The organism is Micromonospora sp. WMMD975 (genome assembly GCF_029581215.1).
Classification (GTDB): Bacteria; Actinomycetota; Actinomycetes; order Mycobacteriales; family Micromonosporaceae; genus Micromonospora.
In genome coordinates, this window is record NZ_CP120739.1 from 4,933,812 (window position 1) to 4,953,359 (window position 19,548).

The following is a 19,548-nucleotide window of genomic DNA, read 5'->3' on the forward strand; positions in this document are numbered from 1 at the left end:
CGCACCGGCCGGGCGAGGGGCCGTCGGCGCACGCCACTCTGCCGGAATTTCCCGATATTCCCCCTGAAAGGGACAATCGGCCCTACTCTATCTCGCATGGTGTATCGGTACGAGTCCGATGAGGACGCCTTCCTGGAGTACCCGCAGCCCGGGTCGGCCCCGACCGGGCCCGCGACCCCGACGCCGCCGCCGGCGGGCCCGTCGCCCTCCCGATTCCCCACGCCGTCGCTGCCGCCGGCCCGAGGCGCCGGCCCGGCCCCCGACGCCGCCCGCGCGCCCGCCCCCGCGCCGCCCGCCCCGACGCCGGGCCGACCCGCGCCGCCGCCGGCGCCCGCTCCGGTTCCGCAGCCCGCGCCGCCGGTGCCGCAGCCGGTACCGGCGGCCACCGCACGGCCCACCGTGCCGATCCCGGCCAGCCCGTCCTTCCGCGCCACGAACGTGTCCGAGCTGCCCCGCGGCCGACGGGTCGACCGACGCGGCGGCGGCCTCTGGCGGACGCTGATCGGGGGCGCGGCCGTGCTGCTCCTGCTCTCGCTCACCGGGCTGGCCGTGGCGGCGCTGCTCGACGACCGGGCCACCACGCCACCGGCCAGCGCGCCGACCACCCCGCCGGGCGAGGCCGACCCGAACGCGCCCGACCGGTCCGACCTGGACTCCCGGGACACCGACCAGGCGGCGCTCACCACCAAGGAACTCTTCCCCGGCAAGCAACTGGTGATCACCGACGGCAAGCCCGCCTACCAGGTGCTCAAGACCCAGGCGAGTACGAACTGCGCGGTGTCGGCCACCGGCGAGATCGCCGACCTGCTGACGCGGCTCGGCTGCAACCAGGTCGTCCGGGGCACGCTCCGCTCCCCCGACGGCGACCACCTGCTCACCGCCGGACTGTTCAACCTGACCGACCTGGCCAGCGCCCAACGGGTACGCGACCGGCTCCGGCCGCTGCTCGACGACCGGCAGGGGCGGTTCCGGGGGATGGCCGCGGGCGAGGACACCGAGGTGGTGGAGAAGGCCGCCGCCCGGGTCGGCTGGCAGGTACGCGGCCACTACCTCGCCTTCTGCCTGGTCACCCGCACCGACGGGGAGCGGATCCCGACCGACGACGCGACCGCTCGCGAGATCATGTACGACCTGATCGAGCTGCACCTCAACCGGGGGGTGCTGGAACGCCGGGCCTCCGGCGGTACGGCCGGCCAACCCACCGACGACCCCGACGACAGCGCCGGCCAGCAGGGCTCGGACGACTGACCCGCGCCGGCCGAGCGGCCCGTCACCTGATCCGGTGGCGGGCCGCTCGGCTGGCGGCGGGCTCAGCCCTCGGCGACCGGGACCCGGAGCCGGCGGGTGCGATCGGCGCGGCGGGCGTACTCGGCCGGATCGGTGGGGTAACCCACCTCAACCAGGGCCAGGCCGTGCGCGGGCGCCACGGTGACCTCGCTCGACCGTTCCCGGCGGGTCAGCAGGCCGGCCGGCCAGTGGACCGGCCGCCGCCCGTCGCCGGCGACGAGCATGGCGCCGACCAGGCTGCGCACCATGTTCTGGCAGAACGCGTCGGCCTGCACGGTGGCGACCAGGATGCCGTCCGGGTCGCGCCGCCAGTCCAGCCGGGTCACCTCGCGCAGCGTGGTGGCGTTCTCCTTGCGCCGGCAGTACGCGGCGAAGTCGTGCTCGCCGACCAGACCGGCCGCGGCCTCGTTCAACGCCGCCAGGTCCAGCGGTTTCGGCCAGGCCAGCGTGTCCCGCCGGCGCAACGGCTCGGCGCCCCAGGGCGCGTCGGTGACCCGGTACTCGTAACGGCGGAAGGTGGCCGAGAACCGGGCGTCGAAGTCGGCCGGCATCTCGGTCATCGCGCGGACCCGGGCGTCCGTGGGCAGGAGCCGGGCCAGCCGGCGCAGCAGCCGTCCCTCGTGCGCGCGCCACACCTCGGTCGGCAGGTCGAGGTGGCAGACCTGCCCGGTGGCGTGCACCCCGGCGTCGGTGCGACCGGCCACGGTCAGGCCGGTGGCCGTACCCGTGCCGAGGACCAGATCGAGCGTCTGCATGAGCACCCCGGCCACCGTCCGCCGGGTGGGCTGCGGGGCCCAACCGGAGAAGTCGGTGCCGTCGTACGAGACGTCCAGCCGCAGCCGGGTCCGCTCGTCCACCTCGTACCTCCGTTGACGGCGTCGGGCCCGGCACCCCGCGAGGGGATGCCGGGCCCGACGGTGCTGCCTTGCGATCAGGCCTTGTCGTTCTCGGTGGCCTCGTCGCTGTCCTCACGGGCGGCGGCGGTGTCGCCGGAGGCGGAGACCGGAGCCTCCGCGTCCTGGTCACCGGCGCTCGCCTTCGGGGCCTCCTCGGCCGGGGCCAGGGCCTCGACCTTGTCCTGCTGGGCGGCCTTGCGGGCGGCGGTCTTCCGGTTCGCCTTCGGCTCGGCGACGGCAAGCTCCTCCACCAGCTCGATGATCGCCATCGGAGCGGCGTCACCCTTGCGCGGACCGGTCTTCACGATCCGGGTGTAGCCACCGTTGCGGTTGGCGTACCGGGGCGCGATCTGGTCGAACAGGGAGTAGACCACGTCCTTGTCCTTGACGACGCCCGCCACCCGCCGACGCGAGGCGAGGTCGCCGCGCTTGGCCTTGGTGATGAGCTGCTCGGCCAGCGGGCGGAGCCGCCGGGCCTTCGTCTCGGTGGTCTGGATCTTGCCGTGCTGGAACAGCGCGGTGGCCAGGTTGGCCAGCATCAGCCGCTCGTGCGCGGGGCTGCCGCCGAGGCGGGGGCCCTTGGTGGGCGTGGGCATGCTTGGTGCTCCTCAGGTGTGGCGGCAGCGCGGACTAGAGCTGCTCGGTCTCGCGGTAGTCGTCGGTGTCGTAGTCGGCCTCGCCGAAGGCGTCCACGACGTGCGCCGGGTCGAAGTTCGGAGCCGAGTCCTTCAGCCCCAGGCCCATCCCGGCGAGCTTCATCTTGACCTCGTCGATCGACTTCTGACCGAAGTTGCGGATGTCGAGAAGGTCGGCCTCGGTGCGCCCGATCAGCTCACCGACGGAGTTGATGCCCTCGCGCTTGAGGCAGTTGTAGGAGCGGACGGTCAGGTCCAGCTCCTCGATCGGCAGAGCCAGGTCCGCCGCCAGCTGGGCGTCCTGCGGGGACGGCCCGATGTCGATGCCCTCGGCGGTCTCGTCCAGCTCGCGGGCGAGGCCGAACAGCTCCACGAGCGTCGAGCCGGCGGAGGCCAGCGCGGTACGCGGACCCATCGACGGCTTGGTCTCGACGTCGATGATCAGCCGGTCGAAGTCGGTCCGCTGCTCGACCCGGGTCGCCTCGACGCGGTACGTCACCTTGAGCACCGGCGAGTAGATCGAGTCGACCGGGATCCGGCCGATCTCGGCGCCCGCCTGCTTGTTCTGCGCCGCCGTGACGTAGCCCCGACCCCGCTCGACGGTCAGCTCCATGTCGAGCCGGCCCTTGCCGTTGAGGGTGGCGAGCTTCAGGTCCGGGTTGTGCACCGAGACACCGGCCGGGGGCTGGATGTCACCGGCGGTCACGTCGCCCGGGCCCTGCTTGCGCAGGTACATGCTGACCGGCTCGTCGTGCTCGGAGCTGACGCACAGCTCCTTGATGTTCATGACGAGCTCGACCACGTCCTCCTTGACCCCGGGGATCGTGGTGAACTCGTGCAGGACACCGTCGATCTTGATCGAGGTGACCGCCGCACCGGGGATGGACGACAGCAGCGTACGCCGCAGCGAGTTGCCGAGCGTGTAGCCGAAGCCGGGCTCCAGCGGCTCGATGGTGAACCGGGACCGGGTCTCGTTGATCGACTCTTCGGAGAGAGACGGTCGCTGGCTGATGAGCATCTTTTCTCTTCTCTTCCGGGGCGCCCGCTATTTGACGCCCACGACACAACTGTTCCGGTGGCCCGCCCCGCAGGACGGGCCACCGCAACGAGCCCTACTTGGAGTAGAGCTCGACGATCAGCTGCTCCTGGACCTGGGTGTCGATCACCTGTCGGGCCGGGAGCGAGTGCACGAGGACCTTCATCTGGCTGGGGATGGCCTCGAGCCACGCCGGAACGGTCTTGGAGCCGGCCTCGGCCTGCGCGACGATGAACGGGGTGAGCTCCTTGCTCTTGCCCCGGACCTCGATGATGTCGTGCTCCTTGACGCGGAACGACGGGATGTCGACCTTCTTGCCGTTCACCGTGAAGTGACCGTGCTTGACCAGCTGACGGGCCATGTCCCGGGACTTGGCGTAGCCGGCCCGGTAGACCACGTTGTCCAGCCGCGACTCGAGGATCTGCAGCAGAACCTCACCGGTCTTGGCCTTCTTGCCCACGGCCTCTTCGTAGTAGCCGCGGAACTGCTTCTCCAGCACGCCGTAGACACGGCGGGCCTTCTGCTTCTCACGGAGCTGGAGCAGGTACTCCGTCTCCTTGGTCCGGCCGCGGCCGTGCTGCCCGGGCGGGAACGGCCGGGACTCGAACGGGCACTTCGGGCCATCGCACTTGCTGCCCTTGAGGAACAGCTTCATCTTCTCCCGCCGGCAACGGCGGCAGTCAGCACCGGTGTAACGAGCCATCTCTCTCTAACCTCTCAGACCCGGCGACGCTTCGGCGGACGGCACCCGTTGTGCGGCTGCGGCGTGACGTCGGAGATCTGCCCGACCTCGAGGCCCGCGGCCTGCAACGAACGGATGGCGGTCTCCCGGCCGGAGCCGGGGCCCTTGACGAACACGTCGACCTTGCGCATGCCGTGTTCCATGGCCCGACGCGCGGCGGCCTCGGCGGCCAGCTGCGCGGCGAACGGGGTCGACTTGCGGGAGCCCTTGAAGCCCACCTGGCCGGAGGAGGCCCAGGAGATGACCGCACCGGTCGGGTCCGTGATGGACACGATGGTGTTGTTGAAGGTGCTCTTGATGTGCGCCTGCCCGTGGGCGACGTTCTTGCGTTCCTTGCGCCGGACCTTCTTGACAGCGGCTCCGGCACGAGCCTTCGGTGGCATAAGTCTTCTGCGCTCCTAGTTGACTTTCCGGAACGGGTTGCGGCCTGGCCCACCTCTGCGGCGGCCGACCCGTCACCCGGGTAAGAATTACTTCTTGCCGGGCTTCTTCTTGCCGGCCACGGTCCGCTTCGGGCCCTTCCGGGTCCGCGCGTTGGTCTTGGTGCGCTGACCGCGCACGGGCAGACCGCGACGGTGCCGGATGCCGGCGTAGCAGCCGATCTCGACCTTGCGGCGGATGTCGGCGGCGACCTCGCGGCGCAGGTCGCCTTCAACCTTGTAGTTGCCCTCGATGTGGTTCCGGAGCTCGACCAGCTCCTCGTCCGTGAGGTCCCGAACGCGCTTGTCCGGCGAGATGCCGGTGGCGGCGAGGGTCTCCAGGGCGCGGGTGCGACCGACCCCGAAGATGTAGGTGAGCGCGATCTCCATCCGCTTCTCGCGGGGGAGATCCACGCCGACTAGACGTGCCATGTGCGGGCGTACTCCTCAAATGTGTGCGGAGGTGTGGACCCGTCCCACCCCGCTGCCCGAGCGGGCCCCGGCCTCCAACCGGGGGTCAACCACGAGGGGGTACGCGCGAAGCGCACCGTCCGCGGCTGGGACGAGCTGTGACGTGTGGGGCGTCAGCCCTGGCGCTGCTTGTGGCGCGGGTCGGTGCAGATGACCATGACCCGGCCGTGCCGGCGGATCACCCGGCACTTGTTGCAGATCCTCTTGACGCTCGGCTTGACCTTCACGGTTGCCTTACTTCCCATCCGGCCCGGAACGCGACGAGTCGCGACCCGGACGTCGAAGACGGACACGGGGACGTCCCGGCCGTCGTCAGGCTTACTTGTAGCGGTAGACGATGCGCCCGCGGGTCAGGTCGTACGGCGAGAGTTCGACGACGACCCGGTCCTCCGGCAGGATGCGGATGTAGTGCTGCCGCATCTTGCCGCTGATGTGAGCCAGCACCTTGTGACCGTTCGCGAGCTCCACCCGGAACATGGCGTTCGGCAGGGGCTCGATGACCCGACCCTCGATCTCGATGGCTCCGTCTTTTTTCGGCATGTACTCCGCTGTCCTGACGTCGGTTACTCCGGACGGCTCACAACGTCTTACACGGATCGCCCAATCAAGATCAGTTGACCCGCGCCAGCCGCGGCTCCGACTCCCACCGAAGCGCAGGGTGGGCATGGCGGAGTGGACGCTGTGCGCCGATCAGAAAGTGTACGCCGGCCGGAGCGCTGCCGCCAAACCGGCCGGCCCTGACGCCCCGCGCCTGGCCGATTTCCGCACCCACTGTGACCAGTGGCACAGCGGTGGAAGGCCGCGACCGTCGCCGTACCCCCTCGGGCACCCACGCTCAGCGCCGGCGGTCGCGCCGCTTCCGGCCATGATCCACACCGATCAGCCCGACCGACTGCATCAACACCAGGCCACCCCACGGGCCCAGCACCCAGAGCGGCCAGACGCCGGCGACGTGGCCCGATGCGACCGCACTGATCAGCCAGATCGGCACCAGGATCGCGGCCACCCGCAGCCAGGGCATCCAGATCCAGAGCAGCCGGGAGCGGGTCTCCGGCGCCTCGGGTTCGCCGGAGGCCGTCGGCGCTCCGGACGGGCCGGACCCGGTCGAGGTGGCCGGCTCGGCGCCAGCGGGCGGCGGAGTCGGCGCGGGCGGTGCCAGGGCGGATCGCTCGGCGGACGCCACCCCCGGCAGGTCGGCGACCACCTCGTCCAGCTCGCCGTAGGTCCGGGCGGCGTACGCGCGGGCCAGCCGCTCGTCGTACTCGTGCAGGCCGAGCCGGCCCTCCTCCAGCGCCACCCGGAGCCGTTCCGCAGTGGCCTCCCGGTCGCGGTCGGCCGCTCGCATCTCCCGGTGCCCGTCCATGACGGCAAGGATGCCACCACCCTGCCACCGCACGAAACGCCCGGCCCTCCGTGATCCACACCAGTTCGCCGAAGTGGCCGCATCACACCCACCCCGATACCGCCAGAGCGCCGAAACGGAGTTGATCACGCAAGCCGAGGCCCCGAACCAGGACCAACCGGGCCCGGGTGGGCGTCCCCGGCCGGGTCAGCGCGCCGGCGAGTCCGCGGGCTGGCGGGAGGTGACCAGGTCGCCGAGGCGGGCCCGGCCGCCGTCTACCGCGGTCAGCACCCACACGCCGTCGGGCAGCAGCGCCATCGAGTGCTCGACGTGCGCCGCCATCGACCGGTCCCGCGTCACCACGGTCCAGCCGTCGGACAGCTCGACCGTACGCGGGGAACCGGCCGTGATCATCGGCTCGATGGCCAACGCCATGCCGGGCACCAGGCGCGGACCCTTGCCCGGACGGCCGTGGTTGAGCACGTGCGGATCCTGGTGCATCTCGGTGCCGATGCCGTGGCCGCCGTAGCCGTCGACGATGCCGTACCGGCCGCCCTTGCGGACCGCGGTCTCCACCGCGTGCGAGATGTCGGTGAGCCGGCCCCGGCCGGAGGCCGCCCCCCGGGCCGCGGCGGCGATCCCGGCCCACATCGCGTCCTCGGCGACCTCGGCCATCCGCAGCAGCGCCGGGTCGACGTCGCCCACGGCAACCGTGACAGCCGCGTCGCCGTGCCAGCCGTCGAGCACCGCGCCACAGTCGATCGAGATCAGGTCGCCGGAGCGCAGCACCTGATTCGGCGACGGGATGGCATGCACCACCTGCTCGTTGACCGAGGAGCAGATCGACGCCGGGAAGCCGTGGTAGCCCTTGAACGACGGGACCGCCCCGGCCTCGCGGATGGTGGCCTCGGCGATCGCGTCCAGGTCGGCCGTCGTCACGCCGGGCGCGACCGCCTCCCGCATCCGGCCCAGGGCACGGGCGACGACCAGACCGGCGGCCCGCATCAGCTCGATCTGCTCGGGGGTCTTCAGCTGGATGTCCAGCTGGGGACGGCGCATGACGGCGACACCTTTCGTTACACGGAACAGCGGGGCACGTCACGCGTACCCCGCTGTTCGAACTCTATCCGCCGGGCGGCGGCGGGCGGTCAGCCTCCGTACGACCGTAGCGCGTCGATGGCGCGGACGGTGACGTCCTCCACCGGCCCGGTCGCGTCGATGCCCACCAGCTTGCCCTGGGCGCCGTAGTAGTCGACGAGCGGCGCGGTCTTCTCCGCGTATTCCCGCAGCCGGGCGGCGATGGTCTCCGGCTTGTCGTCGTCCCGCTGGAACAGCTCCGCGCCGCACCTGTCGCAGACACCCTCCCGGGTGGTCGCGTCGAACTCGACGTGCCAGATCTTGCCGCAACCCCGGCAGGTACGCCGGCCGGAGAGCCGCCGGATCACCTCGTCGTCGTCGACGACCAACTCCAGCACCAGGTCCAGCGAGCCGCCCAGGTCGGCGAGGAGCTTGTCCAGCTCGGCGGCCTGCGGCGTGGTCCGCGGGAAGCCGTCGAGCAGGAAGCCCTCGCCGGCGTCCGGCTCGGCGAGCCGGCCCCGCACCATGTTGATGGTGACGTCGTCCGGGACCAGCTTGCCGGCGTCCATGTATCGCTTGGCCTCGACCCCCAGCGGCGTGCCCTGGGTGACGTTGGCCCGGAAGATGTCACCGGTGGAGATCTTCGGCACCGCCAGGTGAGCGGCGATGAACTCCGCCTGTGTGCCCTTGCCCGCGCCCGGCGGGCCAACCAGAACGAGTCGCATCTACCGCAGGAACCCTTCGTAGTTCCGCTGCATGAGTTGGCTCTCGATCTGCTTCACGGTCTCCAGACCGACGCCGACCATGATGAGCACAGCGGTGCCGCCGAACGGGAAGTTCTGGAACTGCTGGTTGTCCAGCCAGATGAAGAAGAAGTTCGGCAGGATCGCGACGATGCCCAGGTAGAGCGCGCCCGGCAGGGTGATCCGGCTGAGGATGAAGTCCAGATATTCGGCGGTCGGCTTGCCGGGGCGGATGCCCGGCACGAAGCCGCCGTACTTCTTCATGTTGTCCGCGACCTCGGTCGGGTTGAACGTGATCGACACGTAGAAGTAGGTGAAGAAGATGATCAGCAGGAAGTAGATCGCGATGTGCTCCGGCGCGCTCGCCTTCACGATGTGGTTCTGGATCCACGCCTGGGTCTTGCCCGGGTCGTTCTGGTCGAAGAACTGGAGCGCGAGCGTCGGCAGGTAGAGCAGCGACGAGGCGAAGATGACCGGGATGACGCCGGCCTGGTTCACCTTGAGCGGGATGTAGGTCGACGTGCCGCCGTACATCCGCCGGCCGATCATCCGCTTCGCGTACTGGACCGGGATCCGGCGCTGCGCCTGCTCGATGAACGTGACCGCGGTGATGACCAGCAGCACCAGGGCGATGACGAGGAGGAACATCCCCCAGCCCTTGGTGGTCTTGATCTTCCAGCCCTCGCTGGGGAGCCGGGCCGCGATCGACGTGAAGATCAGCACCGACATGCCGTTGCCGACGCCCCGGTCGGTGATCAGCTCGCCGAGCCACATCACCACGCCGGTGCCGGCGGTCATGGTCATGACCAGCACGGTGAGCGTCAGCCAGTCAGGGATGCCGGTGCCCTTGGGCACGATCGGGAACTGGTCGCACTGGTTGTTGAACAGCTGCCCGGAGCGGGCCAGCGCCACGAACGCCGAGGACTGGAGGATGCCCAGGCCCAGCGTCAGGTAGCGGGTGTACTGGGTGATCTTCGCCTGACCGGCCTGGCCCTCCTTGCGGAGCTGCTCCAGGCGCGGGATCACCACCGTCAGCAGCTGCAGGATGATCGACGCGGTGATGTAGGGCATGATGCCCAGCGCGAAGACCGAGAGCTGGAGCAGCGCGCCGCCGGAGAAGAGATCCAGCAGGTTGAGCACGCCGGTGCTGCCCTGGATGGTGTCGAGGCACTTCTGCACGTTGCCGTACGAGACGCCCGGGCTGGGCAGCGTGGCGCCCAGCCGGTAGACCGCGATGATGCCTACTGTGAACAGCAGCTTCTTGCGCAGGTCAGGCGTACGGAACGCACTGAGAAAGGCGGACAGCAACTTCTTCCTCCTGCGCGACGCGGGCCGCCGGTGACGATCCCTGGCGGGGCGGGGTGAATGTCGGGCCCAGTGCCCGATATCCATGGCTGGGAACGGACTCTAACAGCCCGACCCCCGTCCGGGCAGATGTGCCCGGCTACATAAACCGAATCCGATGTTACCCGGCGCACACGTCGCCGGTAGACCATGGCGCCCGCCCAGTCACGAACAACTGAGCGGGCGCCACGAACATGCCTTACAGCTCGGTGACCGAGCCGCCGGCCGCGGTGATCTTCTCCTTGGCCGACGCGCTGAACGCGTGCGCCGACACCTGGAGCGAGACACCACCGAGGTCGCCGGTGCCGAGGACCTTGACCGGGTGGCCCTTACGGACCGCGCCGGACTCGACCAGCTCGACCGGGCCGATCTCGCCGCCGTTCGGGAACAGCTCGGCGAGGCGGTCCAGGTTGACCACCTGGAACACGACCTTGAACTTGTTCTTGAAGCCCTTCATCTTCGGCAGGCGCATGTGGATGGGCATCTGCCCACCCTCGAACGCCGGCGAGATGTTCTTCCGGGCCTTCGAACCCTTGGTACCGCGACCGGCGGTCTTGCCCTTGGAGCCCTCACCACGACCCACACGGGTCTTGGCGGTCTTGGCGCCGGGTGCCGGACGCAGGTGGTGCACCTTGATCGTCATTACTCGACCTCCTCGACCTTCACGAGGTGGTTGACCGTGAAGATCATGCCTCGGATCTCCGGCCGGTCCTCCTTGACCACCACGTCGTTGATCCGCTTGAGCCCGAGCGAACGCAGCGAGTCACGCTGGTTCTGCTTGCGCCCGATCCCGGACCGGACCTGGGTGACCTTCAGACGTGCCATCAGGACGCCACCCCCGCACGCGACGCCAGCATGGCAGCCGGCGCGACATCCTCCACCGGCAGGCCACGACGCGCCGCGACCTGCTCGGGGGACTCGAGCCCCCGCAGGGCCGCCACGGTGGCGTGCACGATGTTGATCGGGTTGGACGAGCCGAGGCTCTTGGAGAGCACGTCGTGGATGCCCGCGCACTCCAGCACGGCACGGACCGGACCACCGGCGATGACACCCGTACCGGCCGAGGCCGGCTTGAGCAGCACCACACCGGCGGCGTCCTCGCCCGTGACCGGGTGCGGGATCGACTGACCGATCCGCGGCACCTTGAAGAAGTGCTTCTTGGCCTCCTCGACACCCTTGGCGATCGCCGCGGGCACCTCCTTGGCCTTTCCGTAGCCCACGCCGACGGTGCCGTCGCCGTCGCCCACGATCACCAGGGCGGTGAAGCTGAAGCGACGACCACCCTTCACGACCTTGGCGACGCGATTGATCGCGACGACCCGCTCGAGGTGCGGGGTCTTCTCGACGGGCGCGTTTCCGCGGCCGCCCTCACGGCGGTTGTCGCGGCGACCACCCTCGTTGCCACCGGACCCGCCGCCACGGCGCTGTTGACCTGGCATCAGCAGCCTTCCTTCTCTCTCGTGACGGGGTTGTTAGAACTCGAGCCCGGCTTCGCGGGCGGCGTCGGCAAGCGCGGCAACACGCCCCGCGTACCGGTTGCCACCGCGGTCGAAGACGACCTTCGAGACGCCGGCGGCCTTGGCGCGCTCGGCGAGCAGCGCGCCGACCTTGCCGGCCAGGGCGCTCTTGTCGCCCTCCGCGCCGCGCAGCGAGGCGTCCATGGTCGAGGCCGACGCCAGGGTGTGACCCTTGGTGTCGTCCACGACCTGGGCGACCACGTGCCGCAGGGAGCGGGTGACGACGAGGCGGGGACGCTCGCCGGTGCCGCTGACGTTCTTGCGGACCCGGAAGTGCCGACGCGCACGCCCGACGGCACGCTTTGCGGCGACGCCGCGGCGGCGCTTGAGCAGCGTGGCGCTCACTTCTTACCTGCCTTTCCAGCCTTGCGGCGGATGACCTCGCCCTGGTACTTCACGCCCTTGCCCTTGTAGGGCTCCGGCGGGCGGATCTTCCGGATGTTGGCGGCGATCTCGCCGACCTGCTGCTTGTCGATGCCGGCCACGTGGAACAGCGTCGGCCGCTCGACCGTGAAGGTGATGCCGTCCGGCGCCTGCACCAGCACCGGGTGCGAGAACCCGAGCGCGAACTCCAGGTCCTTGCCCTTGGCAGTGACGCGGTAACCGGTGCCGGCGATCTCCAGGCTCTTGCGGTAGCCCTCGGTCACCCCGACGATCATGTTGGCCACCAGCGTACGGCTCAGGCCGTGCAGCTCCTTGGCCTTGCGCTCGTCGTTCGGCCGGTTGACGACCAGCTCGCCGTTCTCGCTGCGCTCCGCCGTGATCGGCTCGGCCAGCACGTGGCTCAGCTCGCCCTTGGGGCCCTTGACCTTGACGGTCTGGCCGTCGATCGTGATGTCGACGCCGGAAGGCACCGGGATCGACTTACGTCCAATACGCGACATTTCTACCTGTCTCCCGTTACCAGACGAAGGCGAGGACTTCCCCGCCAACGCTCCGCTTGCGGGCCTGCCGGTCGGTCAGCAGCCCCTGGGACGTCGAAATGATCGCCACGCCCAGTCCGCCGAGCACCCGCGGGAGCCCGTCCGACTTGGCGTACACCCGGAGACCGGGCTTGGACACGCGCTTGATGCCGGCCAGGCTCCGCTCGCGGTTCTGGCCGTACTTCAGCTCGACGACCAGTCGCTTGCCGACGGCGCCCTCCTCGGGGTCATCGACCGACCAGGTGGCGATGTAACCCTCGGCCTTGAGGACCTCGGCGATGTTCGCCTTGATCTTCGAGTAGGGCATCGTCACCCGGTCGTGGTACGCCTGGTTGGCGTTACGCAGACGCGTGAGCATGTCTGCGATCGGGTCGGTCATCGTCATGAAAACTCGTCAACCTTTCTCGCCGGGGTTCCCCGGGCCAGGCCCGGGGCCTACGGCGAAGAGACAGTTCAGCTGACGCGCCGGAGCGCGCCGGGCTATTACCAGGAAGCCTTGGACACGCCGGGCAGCTCACCGCGGTGGGCCATCTCCCGGATGCACACCCGGCAGAGACCGAACTTGCGGTAGACCGCCTTCGGACGCCCGCACCGCTGGCAGCGGGTGTACGCGCGAACCGAGAACTTCGGCTTCGCGGCCGCCTTGAGGATCAGCGCCTTCTTGGCCATCTCAGTTCTCCTTGAACGGGAAGCCCAGGAGCTTGAGCAGCGCCCGGCCCTCGTCGTCGGTCGTGGCGGTCGTGACCACCGTGATGTCCATGCCCCGCTGGCGATCGATCTTGTCCTGGTCGATCTCGTGGAACACCGACTGCTCGGTCAGACCGAACGTGTAGTTGCCGTGCCCGTCCAGCTTGCGCCCGTCCAGACCGCGGAAGTCGCGGATACGCGGCAGCGCGATCGAGAGCAGCCGGTCCAGGAACTCCCACATCCGGTCGCCCCGCAGGGTGACCTTCGCGCCGATCGGCATGCCCTCACGGAGCTTGAACTGCGCGATCGACTTGGTCGCCCGCCGGACCAACGGCTTCTGGCCGGTGATCGTGGCCAGGTCGCGGACCGCGCCGTCGATCAGCTTGGCGTCGCGAGCGGCCTCGCCGACACCCATGTTGACGACGATCTTGACCAGGCCGGGCACCTGCATGGGGTTGCCGTAGGCGTACTGCTCCTGCAGCTTCGCCACGACCTCGTTGCGGTACCGCTCCTTGAGACGCGGCAGGGTCTTCGTTTCGGTAGCCGTGGTCATCACAGGTCCTTACCGGTGCTACGCGCGATGCGGACCTTCTGGCCGTTGTCGTCGATCCGGTAGCCGACGCGGGTCGGCTTGCCGTCGGAGTCCATGACCATCACGTTCGAGACGTGGATCGGGGCCTCCTGGGTGACGATGCCACCGGTCTTGGCGCCACGCTGGGTGGTGCTGATGCGAGTGTGCTTCTTGACCCGGTTCACGCCCTCGACCAGGACCTTGTCCTGCCGCGGGTAGGCCGCGATGACCTTGCCCTTGGCACCCTTGTCCTTGCCGGCGATGACGACGACCGTGTCGCCCTTCTTGACCTTCACGGTCACAACACCTCCGGCGCGAGAGAGATGATCTTCATGAACCGCTTGTCCCGCAGCTCGCGACCCACCGGGCCGAAGATACGGGTACCGCGCGGGTCCCCACCGTCCTTGATGATGACGGCGGCGTTCTCGTCGAAGCGGATGTACGACCCGTCCGGCCGCCGCCTCTCCTTGGCGGTCCGAACGACGACGGCCTTGACGACGTCGCCCTTCTTCACGCCGGCACCGGGGATCGCGTCCTTCACCGTTGCCACGATGACGTCGCCGATGCTCGCGTAGCGCCGACCGGAGCCACCGAGAACCCGGATGCACAGGATCTCCCGGGCACCCGTGTTGTCGGCGACGCGCAGTCGCGACTCCTGCTGAATCACGTCTATCTCCTATGTCTGCCGGTTCTCCGGCCGCCGAGGGCGGCCGGAGCCTGGCGGAACGTTCGCCCGACCGATGCCGGCCGAGCTCGAGCCTTCGCTACTTGGCCTTCTCGAGGATCTCCACGAGCCGCCACCGCTTGGTGGCGGAGAGCGGCCGGGTCTCCATGATCAGGACCCGGTCGCCGGTACCGGCCGAGTTCTGCTCGTCATGCACCTTCAACTTGCTGGTACGGCGCATGATCTTGCCGTACAGCGCGTGCTTGACCCGGTCCTCGACCTCGACCACGACGGTCTTGTCCATCTTGTCGCTCACCACGAGGCCCTCACGGACCTTGCGGCGGGCCCGCACGGTGGCGGTCGTGTTCTCGTCACTCATGATGCAGTCACCTCAGTCGGCGCGGCCGAGAGACCCAGCTCACGCTCACGCATGATCGTGTAGATCCGGGCGATCTCCCGACGGATGACCTGCAGCCGCCGGTTGTTGTCCAGCTGCCCGGTTGCGCCCTGCACGCGGAGGTTGAACAGCTCCGCCTTCGCCTCGCGCAGCTTCGTGACCAGCTCCTCGTCGGAGAGCTCACGCAGCTCGGAGGCCTTGACGCCCGCTGCCATCAGGATTCACCCACTTCGCGCGTAACAATGCGGCACTTCATCGGGAGCTTGTGGATCGCGCGACGCATTGCCTCTCGCGCGATCTGCTCGTTCGGGAAGGACATCTCGAAGAGAACCCGCCCCGGCTTGACGTTGGCGACCCACCACTCGGGCGAACCCTTACCGGAACCCATCCGGGTCTCGGCCGGCTTCTTGGTGAGCGCCTGGTCCGGGAAGATCGTGATCCAGACCTTGCCACCACGCTTGATGTGACGGGTCATCGCGATACGCGCCGACTCGATCTGGCGGTTGGTCACGTACGCCGGCTCGAGAGCCTGGATCCCGAACTCGCCGAACACCACCCGGTTACCACCCTTGGACGCGCCGTGGCGGTCCGGGTGGTGCGGCTTGCGGAAGCCCTTCGGGGGCTTGCGCGGCATCAGCATCTGTCAGCCCTCCTGCTGCGTTTCTGCCGGCTGGTTCGGAGCCGAGGCGGCTGCGGCGACAGCGCTGCTGTCGACCGGCTCACCGGCCGGCGTCTCCGCCTGCTGCGCGATGGTGGTCGCGGCAGCCCGGCCGGCCTCGGTGCCACCGGCGGTCGTACCCGACGAGCCCGAGCGGCCACGACGCGGCCGGTCCGGCCGGTCCCCACGGTCGCGGCGCGGGCCGCGCGACGGGGCGGTCTCGGCCGGAGTCTCCCGACCCGGGACGGCGTCGCCCTTGTAGATCCAGACCTTCACACCGATCCGGCCGAAGGTGGTACGGGCCTCGAAGAAGCCGTACTCGATGTTGGCCCGCAGCGTGTGCAGCGGGACGCGGCCCTCACGGTAGAACTCGGTCCGGCTCATCTCGGCGCCGCCCAGACGACCCGAGACCTGCACCCGGATGCCCTTGCAGGCCGGGTTCTTCATCGCGGACTGCATCGACTTGCGCATCGCGCGACGGAAGCTGACCCGGCTGGAGAGCTGCTCGGCGACGCCCTGGGCGACCAGCTGCGCGTCCGACTCCGGGTTCTTCACCTCGATGATGTTCAGCTGGACCTGCTTGCCGGTGAGCTTCTCCAGCTCACCGCGGATCCGGTCGGCCTCCGCACCCTTACGGCCGATGACGATGCCCGGCCGGGCGGTGTGGATGTCGACGCGGACCCGGTCCCGGGTGCGCTCGATGTCGACCTTGGAGATGCCGGCGCGCTCGAGGCCCTTGGACATCATCCGGCGGATCTTGACATCCTCGCCGATGTAGTCCTTGTAGAGCTTGTCCGCGAACCAGCGGGACTTCCAGTCGGTCGAGATGCCGAGCCGGAACCCGGTGGGGTGAACTTTCTGACCCATTACTCGGCACCCTCCGTCGTGCTCTGCCCCTCGGCCGGCGCGGCCGACTCGGCCTGCTTGGCCGGAGCGGCCTTCCTGGCCGACTTCTTCGGCGCGGCCGGCGCCACCGCCTCGACCGCCACGGTGATGTGGCAGGTCCGCTTGCGGATCCGGTAGGCCCGGCCCTGCGCCCGCGGCCGGAACCGCTTCATCGTCGGGCCCTCGTCGACGAACGCCTCGCTGACGAGCAGCGCGTCGGGGTCCAGCCGCTCGTTGTTCTCCGCGTTGGCGATCGCGCTCGCGAGCACCTTGAATACCTGCTCGCTCGCAGCCTGCGGCGCGAACTGCAGCACCGTGAGCGCCTCCTTCGCGGGCAGGCCGCGGACGAGGTTGACCACCCGGCGCGCCTTCATCGGCGAGATGCGCACGTGCCGCGCAACCGCCCGCGCGCCCGGAAGCACCGGAGCGTCGCCCTTTCCTGGCATCGCTGTAACCCCTTGTTCCTCTATCCGTATGCCCGCGGCGTCAGCGCCGGCGGCTCTTCCGGTCGTCCTTCTCGTGACCCTTGAACGTGCGGGTCAGCGCGAACTCGCCGAGCTTGTGCCCGACCATTGCTTCGGTCACGAAGACCGGAACGTGCTTGCGTCCGTCGTGCACGGCGATCGTGTGACCCAGCATGTCCGGGATGATCGTCGAACGCCGCGACCAGGTCTTGATCACGTTCTTCGAGCCCTTGTCGTTCTGCGTCTCCACCTTCTTGAGCAGGTGGTCGTCGACGAACGGGCCCTTCTTCAGGCTGCGAGGCATGTCTTATCTCCCTCAGCCGCGCTTACGCGTGGCGTAGCGGCGGCGGACGATCAGCCGGTCGCTCGGCTGGCCCTTACGACGGGTGCGGCCCTCGGGCTTACCCTGCGGGTTGACCGGGTGGCGACCACCGGAGGTCTTACCCTCACCACCACCGTGCGGGTGGTCGACCGGGTTCATGGCGACACCACGGACGGTCGGGCGCTTGCCCTTCCACCGCATCCGGCCGGCCTTGCCCCAGTTGATGTTCGACTGGTCGGCGTTGCCGATCTCGCCGACGCTGGCGCGGCAGCGCACGTCGACACGCCGGATCTCACCGGACGGCATACGCAGGGTCGCGTACGCGCCCTCGCGGCCGAGCAGCTGGATGCCGACGCCGGCCGAGCGGGCCAGCTTGGCGCCGCCGCCCGGACGCAGCTCCACGTTGTGCACGGTGGTACCGACCGGGATGTTGCGCAGCGGCAGGTTGTTGCCCGGCTTGATGTCGGCGCCCGGGCCGGACTCGACGCGGTCGCCCTGCTTCAGGTCCTTCGGCGCGAGGATGTAGCGCTTCTCGCCGTCGGCGTAGTGCAGCAGCGCGATGCGCGCGGTGCGGTTCGGGTCGTACTCGATGTGCGCGACCTTCGCCGGCACGCCGTCCTTGTCGACCCGCTTGAAGTCGATCAGGCGGTACTGGCGCTTGTGGCCGCCGCCGTGGTGCCGCGTGGTGATCCGGCCGTGGGCGTTGCGTCCACCCTTCTTCGGCAGCGGAGCCAGCAGCGACTTCTCCGGCGTCGACCGGGTGATCTCAGCGAAGTCGGCGACGCTTGAGCCACGCCGGCCCGGCGTCGTCGGCTTGTACTTACGGATAGCCATTGTCTACACCCCTCAGCTGACCGGGCCGCCGAAGGCCTCGATACGGTCACCGTCAGCCAGCTTCACCATCGCGCGCTTGGTGTCCTTGCGCTTGCCGAACCCGGTGCGGGTCCGCTTGCGCTTGCCCTCGCGGTTGAGCGTGTTGACCGTCAGGACACGGACGTTGAAGATCTGCTGGATAGCGATCTTGATCTCGGTCTTGTTCGCGTCCGGGTGCACCAGGAAGGTGTACCAGTTCCGGTTCAGCTCGCTGTAGCTCTTCTCCGAGACGACCGGCGCGACGATGACGTCACGCGGATCGGCGATCGTGCTCACTTGCCACCCTCCTCGGTGGTCTCGGCTGGCACGCCCAGGAACTCGTCCAGGGCCTCCTTGGTGAAGACCACGTCGTCGGCCACCAGCACGTCGTAGGTGTTGAGCTGCCCGGCCTCAAGCAGGTGCACCCGCGGCTCGTTGCGCAGCGACACCCAGTTCAGCTCGTCGGTGCTGCTGAGCACGACCAGGACCCGGCGGGCCTCGGTCAGCTTCGCCAGCGTGGCCAGAGCGGCCTTGGTCGACGGCTTCTCGCCCGAGACGAACGCCTCGACGACGTGCACCTGGCCGGCGCGGGCCCGGTCGGAGAGGGCGCCACGCAGGGCGGCGGCCTTCATCTTCTTCGGGGTCCGCTGGCTGTAGTCGCGCGGCACCGGGCCGTGGACCACGCCACCGCCGGCGAACTGCGGCGCGCGGGTCGAGCCCTGGCGGGCACGACCGGTGCCCTTCTGCTTGTACGGCTTCCGGCCACCGCCGGAGACCTCGCCGCGGGACTTGGTCTTGTGCGTGCCCTGTCGGGCCGCCGCGAGCTGAGCCACCACGACCTGGTGCATCAGCGCGATGTTCGCCTGCGCGTCGAAGATGTCGGCCGGCAGCTCGACGGAGCCGCTCTTGCCGCCTTCGACGTCGAGGACGTCAACGGTGGTCACTTGGCCACACCGCCCTTCTTCACCTTCGCCTTGGCCGCGGTGCGGACCAGGACCAGCGCGCCCTTGGGGCCGGGGATGGCGCCACGAACGAGCAGGAGGTTGTTCTCGGTGTCGACCGCCTGGACGGTGAGGTTCTGGACGGTGTAGCGCACGCCACCCATCCGACCCGCCATCCGGGTGCCCTTGAAGACGCGACCCGGGGTCGCGCAGGCGCCGATCGAGCCGGGCGAGCGGTGCTTGCGCTCGACACCGTGGCTGGCGCGCAGACCGTGGAAGCCGTGCCGCTTCATCGGGCCGGCGTAGCCCTTGCCCTTGGTCTTGCCGGTCACGTCGATCACGACGCCGGGCGGGAACTCGTCGACCGTGACCTCCTGGCCCGGCGCGTAGTCCGCGGCGTCGGAGGTGCGCAGCTCGACGATGTGCCGGCGCGGCGCGACGTCCGCCTTGGCGTAGTGCCCGGCGATCGGCTTCTTGACCTTGCGCGGGTCGATGGCTCCGTAGGCGAGCTGAACGGCGGCGTAGCCGTCCTTCTCGGCGTTACGAACCTGGCTCACGACGCACGGGCCGGCCTCGACCACGGTCACGGGGACAACTTTGTTGTTGTCCCAGACCTGGGTCATGCCGAGCTTGGCGCCCAGGATCCCCTTGACTTGCCTGTCCATTTGATCGATC

Annotated in this window: 33 protein-coding genes; 1 reads left to right on the plus strand and 32 read right to left on the minus strand. The window is 69.4% G+C overall.

Annotated features, from left to right (window positions below; translation table 11 throughout):
- The first annotated feature begins 96 nt into the window (after positions 1-96).
- Entirely contained in the window at positions 97-1,248 is a 1,152-nt protein-coding gene (locus O7613_RS21695) for a hypothetical protein (protein WP_282289767.1), read from the plus strand.
- A gap of 62 nt (positions 1,249-1,310) precedes the next feature.
- Here the strand turns inward: O7613_RS21695 and truA are convergent, their stop codons facing one another.
- The 32 genes from truA to rplC form a co-directional block, all read right to left on the minus strand.
- On the minus strand, positions 1,311-2,144 hold the full coding sequence (gene truA / locus O7613_RS21700) for a tRNA pseudouridine(38-40) synthase TruA (RefSeq protein ID WP_282289768.1): 834 nt from the start codon (positions 2,142-2,144) through the stop codon (positions 1,311-1,313).
- A 74-nt stretch (positions 2,145-2,218) separates the two neighbouring features.
- The gene (gene rplQ, locus O7613_RS21705) at positions 2,219-2,779 is read right to left on the minus strand and encodes a 50S ribosomal protein L17 (RefSeq protein ID WP_281586619.1); all 561 of its coding nucleotides are present in this window, start codon (positions 2,777-2,779) and stop codon (positions 2,219-2,221) included.
- Between the two features lie 34 nt (positions 2,780-2,813).
- Positions 2,814-3,836: a DNA-directed RNA polymerase subunit alpha gene (locus O7613_RS21710; RefSeq protein ID WP_007073009.1), complete on the minus strand. Its 1,023-nt coding sequence runs from the start codon at positions 3,834-3,836 to the stop codon at positions 2,814-2,816.
- A 94-nt stretch (positions 3,837-3,930) separates the two neighbouring features.
- Complete coding sequence (gene rpsD, locus O7613_RS21715) at positions 3,931-4,557, minus strand: 30S ribosomal protein S4 (protein ID WP_089155247.1); 627 nt, start codon at positions 4,555-4,557, stop codon at positions 3,931-3,933.
- A 14-nt stretch (positions 4,558-4,571) separates the two neighbouring features.
- Positions 4,572-4,979 (minus strand): 30S ribosomal protein S11, encoded by a 408-nt coding sequence (gene rpsK / locus O7613_RS21720; RefSeq protein WP_014440747.1) that lies wholly within the window; start codon positions 4,977-4,979, stop codon positions 4,572-4,574.
- A gap of 87 nt (positions 4,980-5,066) precedes the next feature.
- Positions 5,067-5,447, minus strand: a complete 381-nt coding sequence (gene rpsM, locus O7613_RS21725; RefSeq protein WP_013288614.1) for a 30S ribosomal protein S13 — start codon at positions 5,445-5,447, stop codon at positions 5,067-5,069.
- A 152-nt stretch (positions 5,448-5,599) separates the two neighbouring features.
- Positions 5,600-5,713: a 50S ribosomal protein L36 gene (rpmJ, locus tag O7613_RS21730; protein WP_012184307.1), complete on the minus strand. Its 114-nt coding sequence runs from the start codon at positions 5,711-5,713 to the stop codon at positions 5,600-5,602.
- A 91-nt stretch (positions 5,714-5,804) separates the two neighbouring features.
- Positions 5,805-6,026, minus strand: coding sequence for a translation initiation factor IF-1 (gene infA / locus O7613_RS21735; RefSeq protein WP_007073013.1), 222 nt, complete (start codon positions 6,024-6,026; stop codon positions 5,805-5,807).
- 295 nt (positions 6,027-6,321) lie between these two features.
- Positions 6,322-6,849, minus strand: coding sequence for a DUF1707 domain-containing protein (locus O7613_RS21740; RefSeq protein WP_282289769.1), 528 nt, complete (start codon positions 6,847-6,849; stop codon positions 6,322-6,324).
- A 186-nt stretch (positions 6,850-7,035) separates the two neighbouring features.
- On the minus strand, positions 7,036-7,887 hold the full coding sequence (map, locus tag O7613_RS21745; protein ID WP_282289770.1) for a type I methionyl aminopeptidase: 852 nt from the start codon (positions 7,885-7,887) through the stop codon (positions 7,036-7,038).
- 89 nt (positions 7,888-7,976) lie between these two features.
- On the minus strand, positions 7,977-8,630 hold the full coding sequence (locus O7613_RS21750; RefSeq protein ID WP_281586616.1) for an adenylate kinase: 654 nt from the start codon (positions 8,628-8,630) through the stop codon (positions 7,977-7,979).
- A complete protein-coding gene (secY, locus tag O7613_RS21755; protein WP_281586615.1) occupies positions 8,631-9,956 on the minus strand; it encodes a preprotein translocase subunit SecY in 1,326 nt (441 codons plus the stop codon).
- Between the two features lie 235 nt (positions 9,957-10,191).
- Complete coding sequence (gene rplO, locus O7613_RS21760; protein ID WP_281586614.1) at positions 10,192-10,635, minus strand: 50S ribosomal protein L15; 444 nt, start codon at positions 10,633-10,635, stop codon at positions 10,192-10,194.
- Positions 10,635-10,817 (minus strand): 50S ribosomal protein L30, encoded by a 183-nt coding sequence (gene rpmD, locus O7613_RS21765; protein WP_091065818.1) that lies wholly within the window; start codon positions 10,815-10,817, stop codon positions 10,635-10,637. The genes rplO and rpmD overlap by 1 nt, the downstream gene beginning before the upstream one ends.
- A complete protein-coding gene (gene rpsE, locus O7613_RS21770; RefSeq protein ID WP_281586613.1) occupies positions 10,817-11,431 on the minus strand; it encodes a 30S ribosomal protein S5 in 615 nt (204 codons plus the stop codon). The genes rpmD and rpsE overlap by 1 nt, the downstream gene beginning before the upstream one ends.
- 33 nt (positions 11,432-11,464) lie before the next feature.
- Positions 11,465-11,854, minus strand: a complete 390-nt coding sequence (rplR, locus tag O7613_RS21775; protein ID WP_281586612.1) for a 50S ribosomal protein L18 — start codon at positions 11,852-11,854, stop codon at positions 11,465-11,467.
- Positions 11,851-12,393: a 50S ribosomal protein L6 gene (gene rplF / locus O7613_RS21780; protein ID WP_281586611.1), complete on the minus strand. Its 543-nt coding sequence runs from the start codon at positions 12,391-12,393 to the stop codon at positions 11,851-11,853. The genes rplR and rplF overlap by 4 nt, the downstream gene beginning before the upstream one ends.
- Positions 12,394-12,409: 16 nt before the next feature.
- Positions 12,410-12,817, minus strand: a complete 408-nt coding sequence (gene rpsH / locus O7613_RS21785) for a 30S ribosomal protein S8 (RefSeq protein WP_281586610.1) — start codon at positions 12,815-12,817, stop codon at positions 12,410-12,412.
- A gap of 98 nt (positions 12,818-12,915) precedes the next feature.
- A complete protein-coding gene (locus tag O7613_RS21790) occupies positions 12,916-13,101 on the minus strand; it encodes a type Z 30S ribosomal protein S14 (protein ID WP_007073023.1) in 186 nt (61 codons plus the stop codon).
- 1 nt (position 13,102) lies between these two features.
- Positions 13,103-13,672 carry a 50S ribosomal protein L5 gene (gene rplE / locus O7613_RS21795; protein WP_091065804.1) on the minus strand — a complete coding sequence of 190 codons (570 nt, stop codon included), beginning with the start codon at positions 13,670-13,672 and terminating at the stop codon, positions 13,103-13,105.
- Complete coding sequence (gene rplX, locus O7613_RS21800) at positions 13,672-13,992, minus strand: 50S ribosomal protein L24 (protein ID WP_181570334.1); 321 nt, start codon at positions 13,990-13,992, stop codon at positions 13,672-13,674. Before rplX ends, rplE begins: the two co-directional genes overlap by 1 nt.
- A complete protein-coding gene (rplN, locus tag O7613_RS21805; protein WP_007465279.1) occupies positions 13,989-14,357 on the minus strand; it encodes a 50S ribosomal protein L14 in 369 nt (122 codons plus the stop codon). The genes rplX and rplN overlap by 4 nt, the downstream gene beginning before the upstream one ends.
- Positions 14,358-14,454: 97 nt before the next feature.
- Positions 14,455-14,733 (minus strand): 30S ribosomal protein S17, encoded by a 279-nt coding sequence (gene rpsQ / locus O7613_RS21810; RefSeq protein WP_281586609.1) that lies wholly within the window; start codon positions 14,731-14,733, stop codon positions 14,455-14,457.
- Positions 14,730-14,966 (minus strand): 50S ribosomal protein L29, encoded by a 237-nt coding sequence (gene rpmC / locus O7613_RS21815; RefSeq protein ID WP_161685901.1) that lies wholly within the window; start codon positions 14,964-14,966, stop codon positions 14,730-14,732. The genes rpsQ and rpmC overlap by 4 nt, the downstream gene beginning before the upstream one ends.
- On the minus strand, positions 14,966-15,391 hold the full coding sequence (rplP, locus tag O7613_RS21820; protein ID WP_073834927.1) for a 50S ribosomal protein L16: 426 nt from the start codon (positions 15,389-15,391) through the stop codon (positions 14,966-14,968). Before rplP ends, rpmC begins: the two co-directional genes overlap by 1 nt.
- A gap of 3 nt (positions 15,392-15,394) precedes the next feature.
- Positions 15,395-16,276: a 30S ribosomal protein S3 gene (gene rpsC, locus O7613_RS21825; RefSeq protein ID WP_281586608.1), complete on the minus strand. Its 882-nt coding sequence runs from the start codon at positions 16,274-16,276 to the stop codon at positions 15,395-15,397.
- A complete protein-coding gene (rplV, locus tag O7613_RS21830) occupies positions 16,276-16,740 on the minus strand; it encodes a 50S ribosomal protein L22 (RefSeq protein ID WP_281586607.1) in 465 nt (154 codons plus the stop codon). Before rplV ends, rpsC begins: the two co-directional genes overlap by 1 nt.
- Positions 16,741-16,780: 40 nt before the next feature.
- Positions 16,781-17,062 (minus strand): 30S ribosomal protein S19, encoded by a 282-nt coding sequence (rpsS, locus tag O7613_RS21835; RefSeq protein ID WP_091627706.1) that lies wholly within the window; start codon positions 17,060-17,062, stop codon positions 16,781-16,783.
- A gap of 12 nt (positions 17,063-17,074) precedes the next feature.
- Positions 17,075-17,914, minus strand: coding sequence for a 50S ribosomal protein L2 (rplB, locus tag O7613_RS21840; RefSeq protein ID WP_278109425.1), 840 nt, complete (start codon positions 17,912-17,914; stop codon positions 17,075-17,077).
- Between the two features lie 12 nt (positions 17,915-17,926).
- On the minus strand, positions 17,927-18,229 hold the full coding sequence (rplW, locus tag O7613_RS21845; RefSeq protein WP_013288632.1) for a 50S ribosomal protein L23: 303 nt from the start codon (positions 18,227-18,229) through the stop codon (positions 17,927-17,929).
- Complete coding sequence (rplD, locus tag O7613_RS21850) at positions 18,226-18,876, minus strand: 50S ribosomal protein L4 (protein WP_281586606.1); 651 nt, start codon at positions 18,874-18,876, stop codon at positions 18,226-18,228. The genes rplW and rplD overlap by 4 nt, the downstream gene beginning before the upstream one ends.
- Positions 18,873-19,538 carry a 50S ribosomal protein L3 gene (rplC, locus tag O7613_RS21855; protein ID WP_282289771.1) on the minus strand — a complete coding sequence of 222 codons (666 nt, stop codon included), beginning with the start codon at positions 19,536-19,538 and terminating at the stop codon, positions 18,873-18,875. The genes rplD and rplC overlap by 4 nt, the downstream gene beginning before the upstream one ends.
- Positions 19,539-19,548: the final 10 nt, after the last annotated feature.

Excerpts from the sequence above, each read along its gene's own strand:
- O7613_RS21695 (WP_282289767.1), top strand. The coding sequence starts at position 97 with ATGGTGTATCGGTACGAGTCCGATGAGGACGCCTTCCTGGAGTACCCG.
- rplQ (WP_281586619.1), bottom strand. The coding sequence starts at position 2,779 with ATGCCCACGCCCACCAAGGGCCCCCGCCTCGGCGGCAGCCCCGCGCAC.
- O7613_RS21710 (WP_007073009.1), bottom strand. The coding sequence starts at position 3,836 with ATGCTCATCAGCCAGCGACCGTCTCTCTCCGAAGAGTCGATCAACGAG.
- rpsD (WP_089155247.1), bottom strand. The coding sequence starts at position 4,557 with ATGGCTCGTTACACCGGTGCTGACTGCCGCCGTTGCCGGCGGGAGAAG.
- rpsK (WP_014440747.1), bottom strand. The coding sequence starts at position 4,979 with ATGCCACCGAAGGCTCGTGCCGGAGCCGCTGTCAAGAAGGTCCGGCGC.
- rpsM (WP_013288614.1), bottom strand. The coding sequence starts at position 5,447 with ATGGCACGTCTAGTCGGCGTGGATCTCCCCCGCGAGAAGCGGATGGAG.
- infA (WP_007073013.1), bottom strand. The coding sequence starts at position 6,026 with ATGCCGAAAAAAGACGGAGCCATCGAGATCGAGGGTCGGGTCATCGAG.
- O7613_RS21740 (WP_282289769.1), bottom strand. The coding sequence starts at position 6,849 with ATGGACGGGCACCGGGAGATGCGAGCGGCCGACCGCGACCGGGAGGCC.
- map (WP_282289770.1), bottom strand. The coding sequence starts at position 7,887 with ATGCGCCGTCCCCAGCTGGACATCCAGCTGAAGACCCCCGAGCAGATC.
- O7613_RS21750 (WP_281586616.1), bottom strand. The coding sequence starts at position 8,630 with ATGCGACTCGTTCTGGTTGGCCCGCCGGGCGCGGGCAAGGGCACACAG.
- rplO (WP_281586614.1), bottom strand. The coding sequence starts at position 10,635 with ATGACGATCAAGGTGCACCACCTGCGTCCGGCACCCGGCGCCAAGACC.
- rpmD (WP_091065818.1), bottom strand. The coding sequence starts at position 10,817 with ATGGCACGTCTGAAGGTCACCCAGGTCCGGTCCGGGATCGGGCGCAAG.
- rpsE (WP_281586613.1), bottom strand. The coding sequence starts at position 11,431 with ATGCCAGGTCAACAGCGCCGTGGCGGCGGGTCCGGTGGCAACGAGGGT.
- rplF (WP_281586611.1), bottom strand. The coding sequence starts at position 12,393 with ATGTCGCGTATTGGACGTAAGTCGATCCCGGTGCCTTCCGGCGTCGAC.
- rpsH (WP_281586610.1), bottom strand. The coding sequence starts at position 12,817 with ATGACGATGACCGACCCGATCGCAGACATGCTCACGCGTCTGCGTAAC.
- O7613_RS21790 (WP_007073023.1), bottom strand. The coding sequence starts at position 13,101 with ATGGCCAAGAAGGCGCTGATCCTCAAGGCGGCCGCGAAGCCGAAGTTC.
- rplE (WP_091065804.1), bottom strand. The coding sequence starts at position 13,672 with ATGACCACGGCTACCGAAACGAAGACCCTGCCGCGTCTCAAGGAGCGG.
- rpsQ (WP_281586609.1), bottom strand. The coding sequence starts at position 14,733 with ATGAGTGACGAGAACACGACCGCCACCGTGCGGGCCCGCCGCAAGGTC.
- rpmC (WP_161685901.1), bottom strand. The coding sequence starts at position 14,966 with ATGGCAGCGGGCGTCAAGGCCTCCGAGCTGCGTGAGCTCTCCGACGAG.
- rplP (WP_073834927.1), bottom strand. The coding sequence starts at position 15,391 with ATGCTGATGCCGCGCAAGCCCCCGAAGGGCTTCCGCAAGCCGCACCAC.
- rpsC (WP_281586608.1), bottom strand. The coding sequence starts at position 16,276 with ATGGGTCAGAAAGTTCACCCCACCGGGTTCCGGCTCGGCATCTCGACC.
- rplV (WP_281586607.1), bottom strand. The coding sequence starts at position 16,740 with ATGCCAGGAAAGGGCGACGCTCCGGTGCTTCCGGGCGCGCGGGCGGTT.
- rpsS (WP_091627706.1), bottom strand. The coding sequence starts at position 17,062 with ATGCCTCGCAGCCTGAAGAAGGGCCCGTTCGTCGACGACCACCTGCTC.
- rplB (WP_278109425.1), bottom strand. The coding sequence starts at position 17,914 with ATGGCTATCCGTAAGTACAAGCCGACGACGCCGGGCCGGCGTGGCTCA.
- rplC (WP_282289771.1), bottom strand. The coding sequence starts at position 19,538 with ATGGACAGGCAAGTCAAGGGGATCCTGGGCGCCAAGCTCGGCATGACC.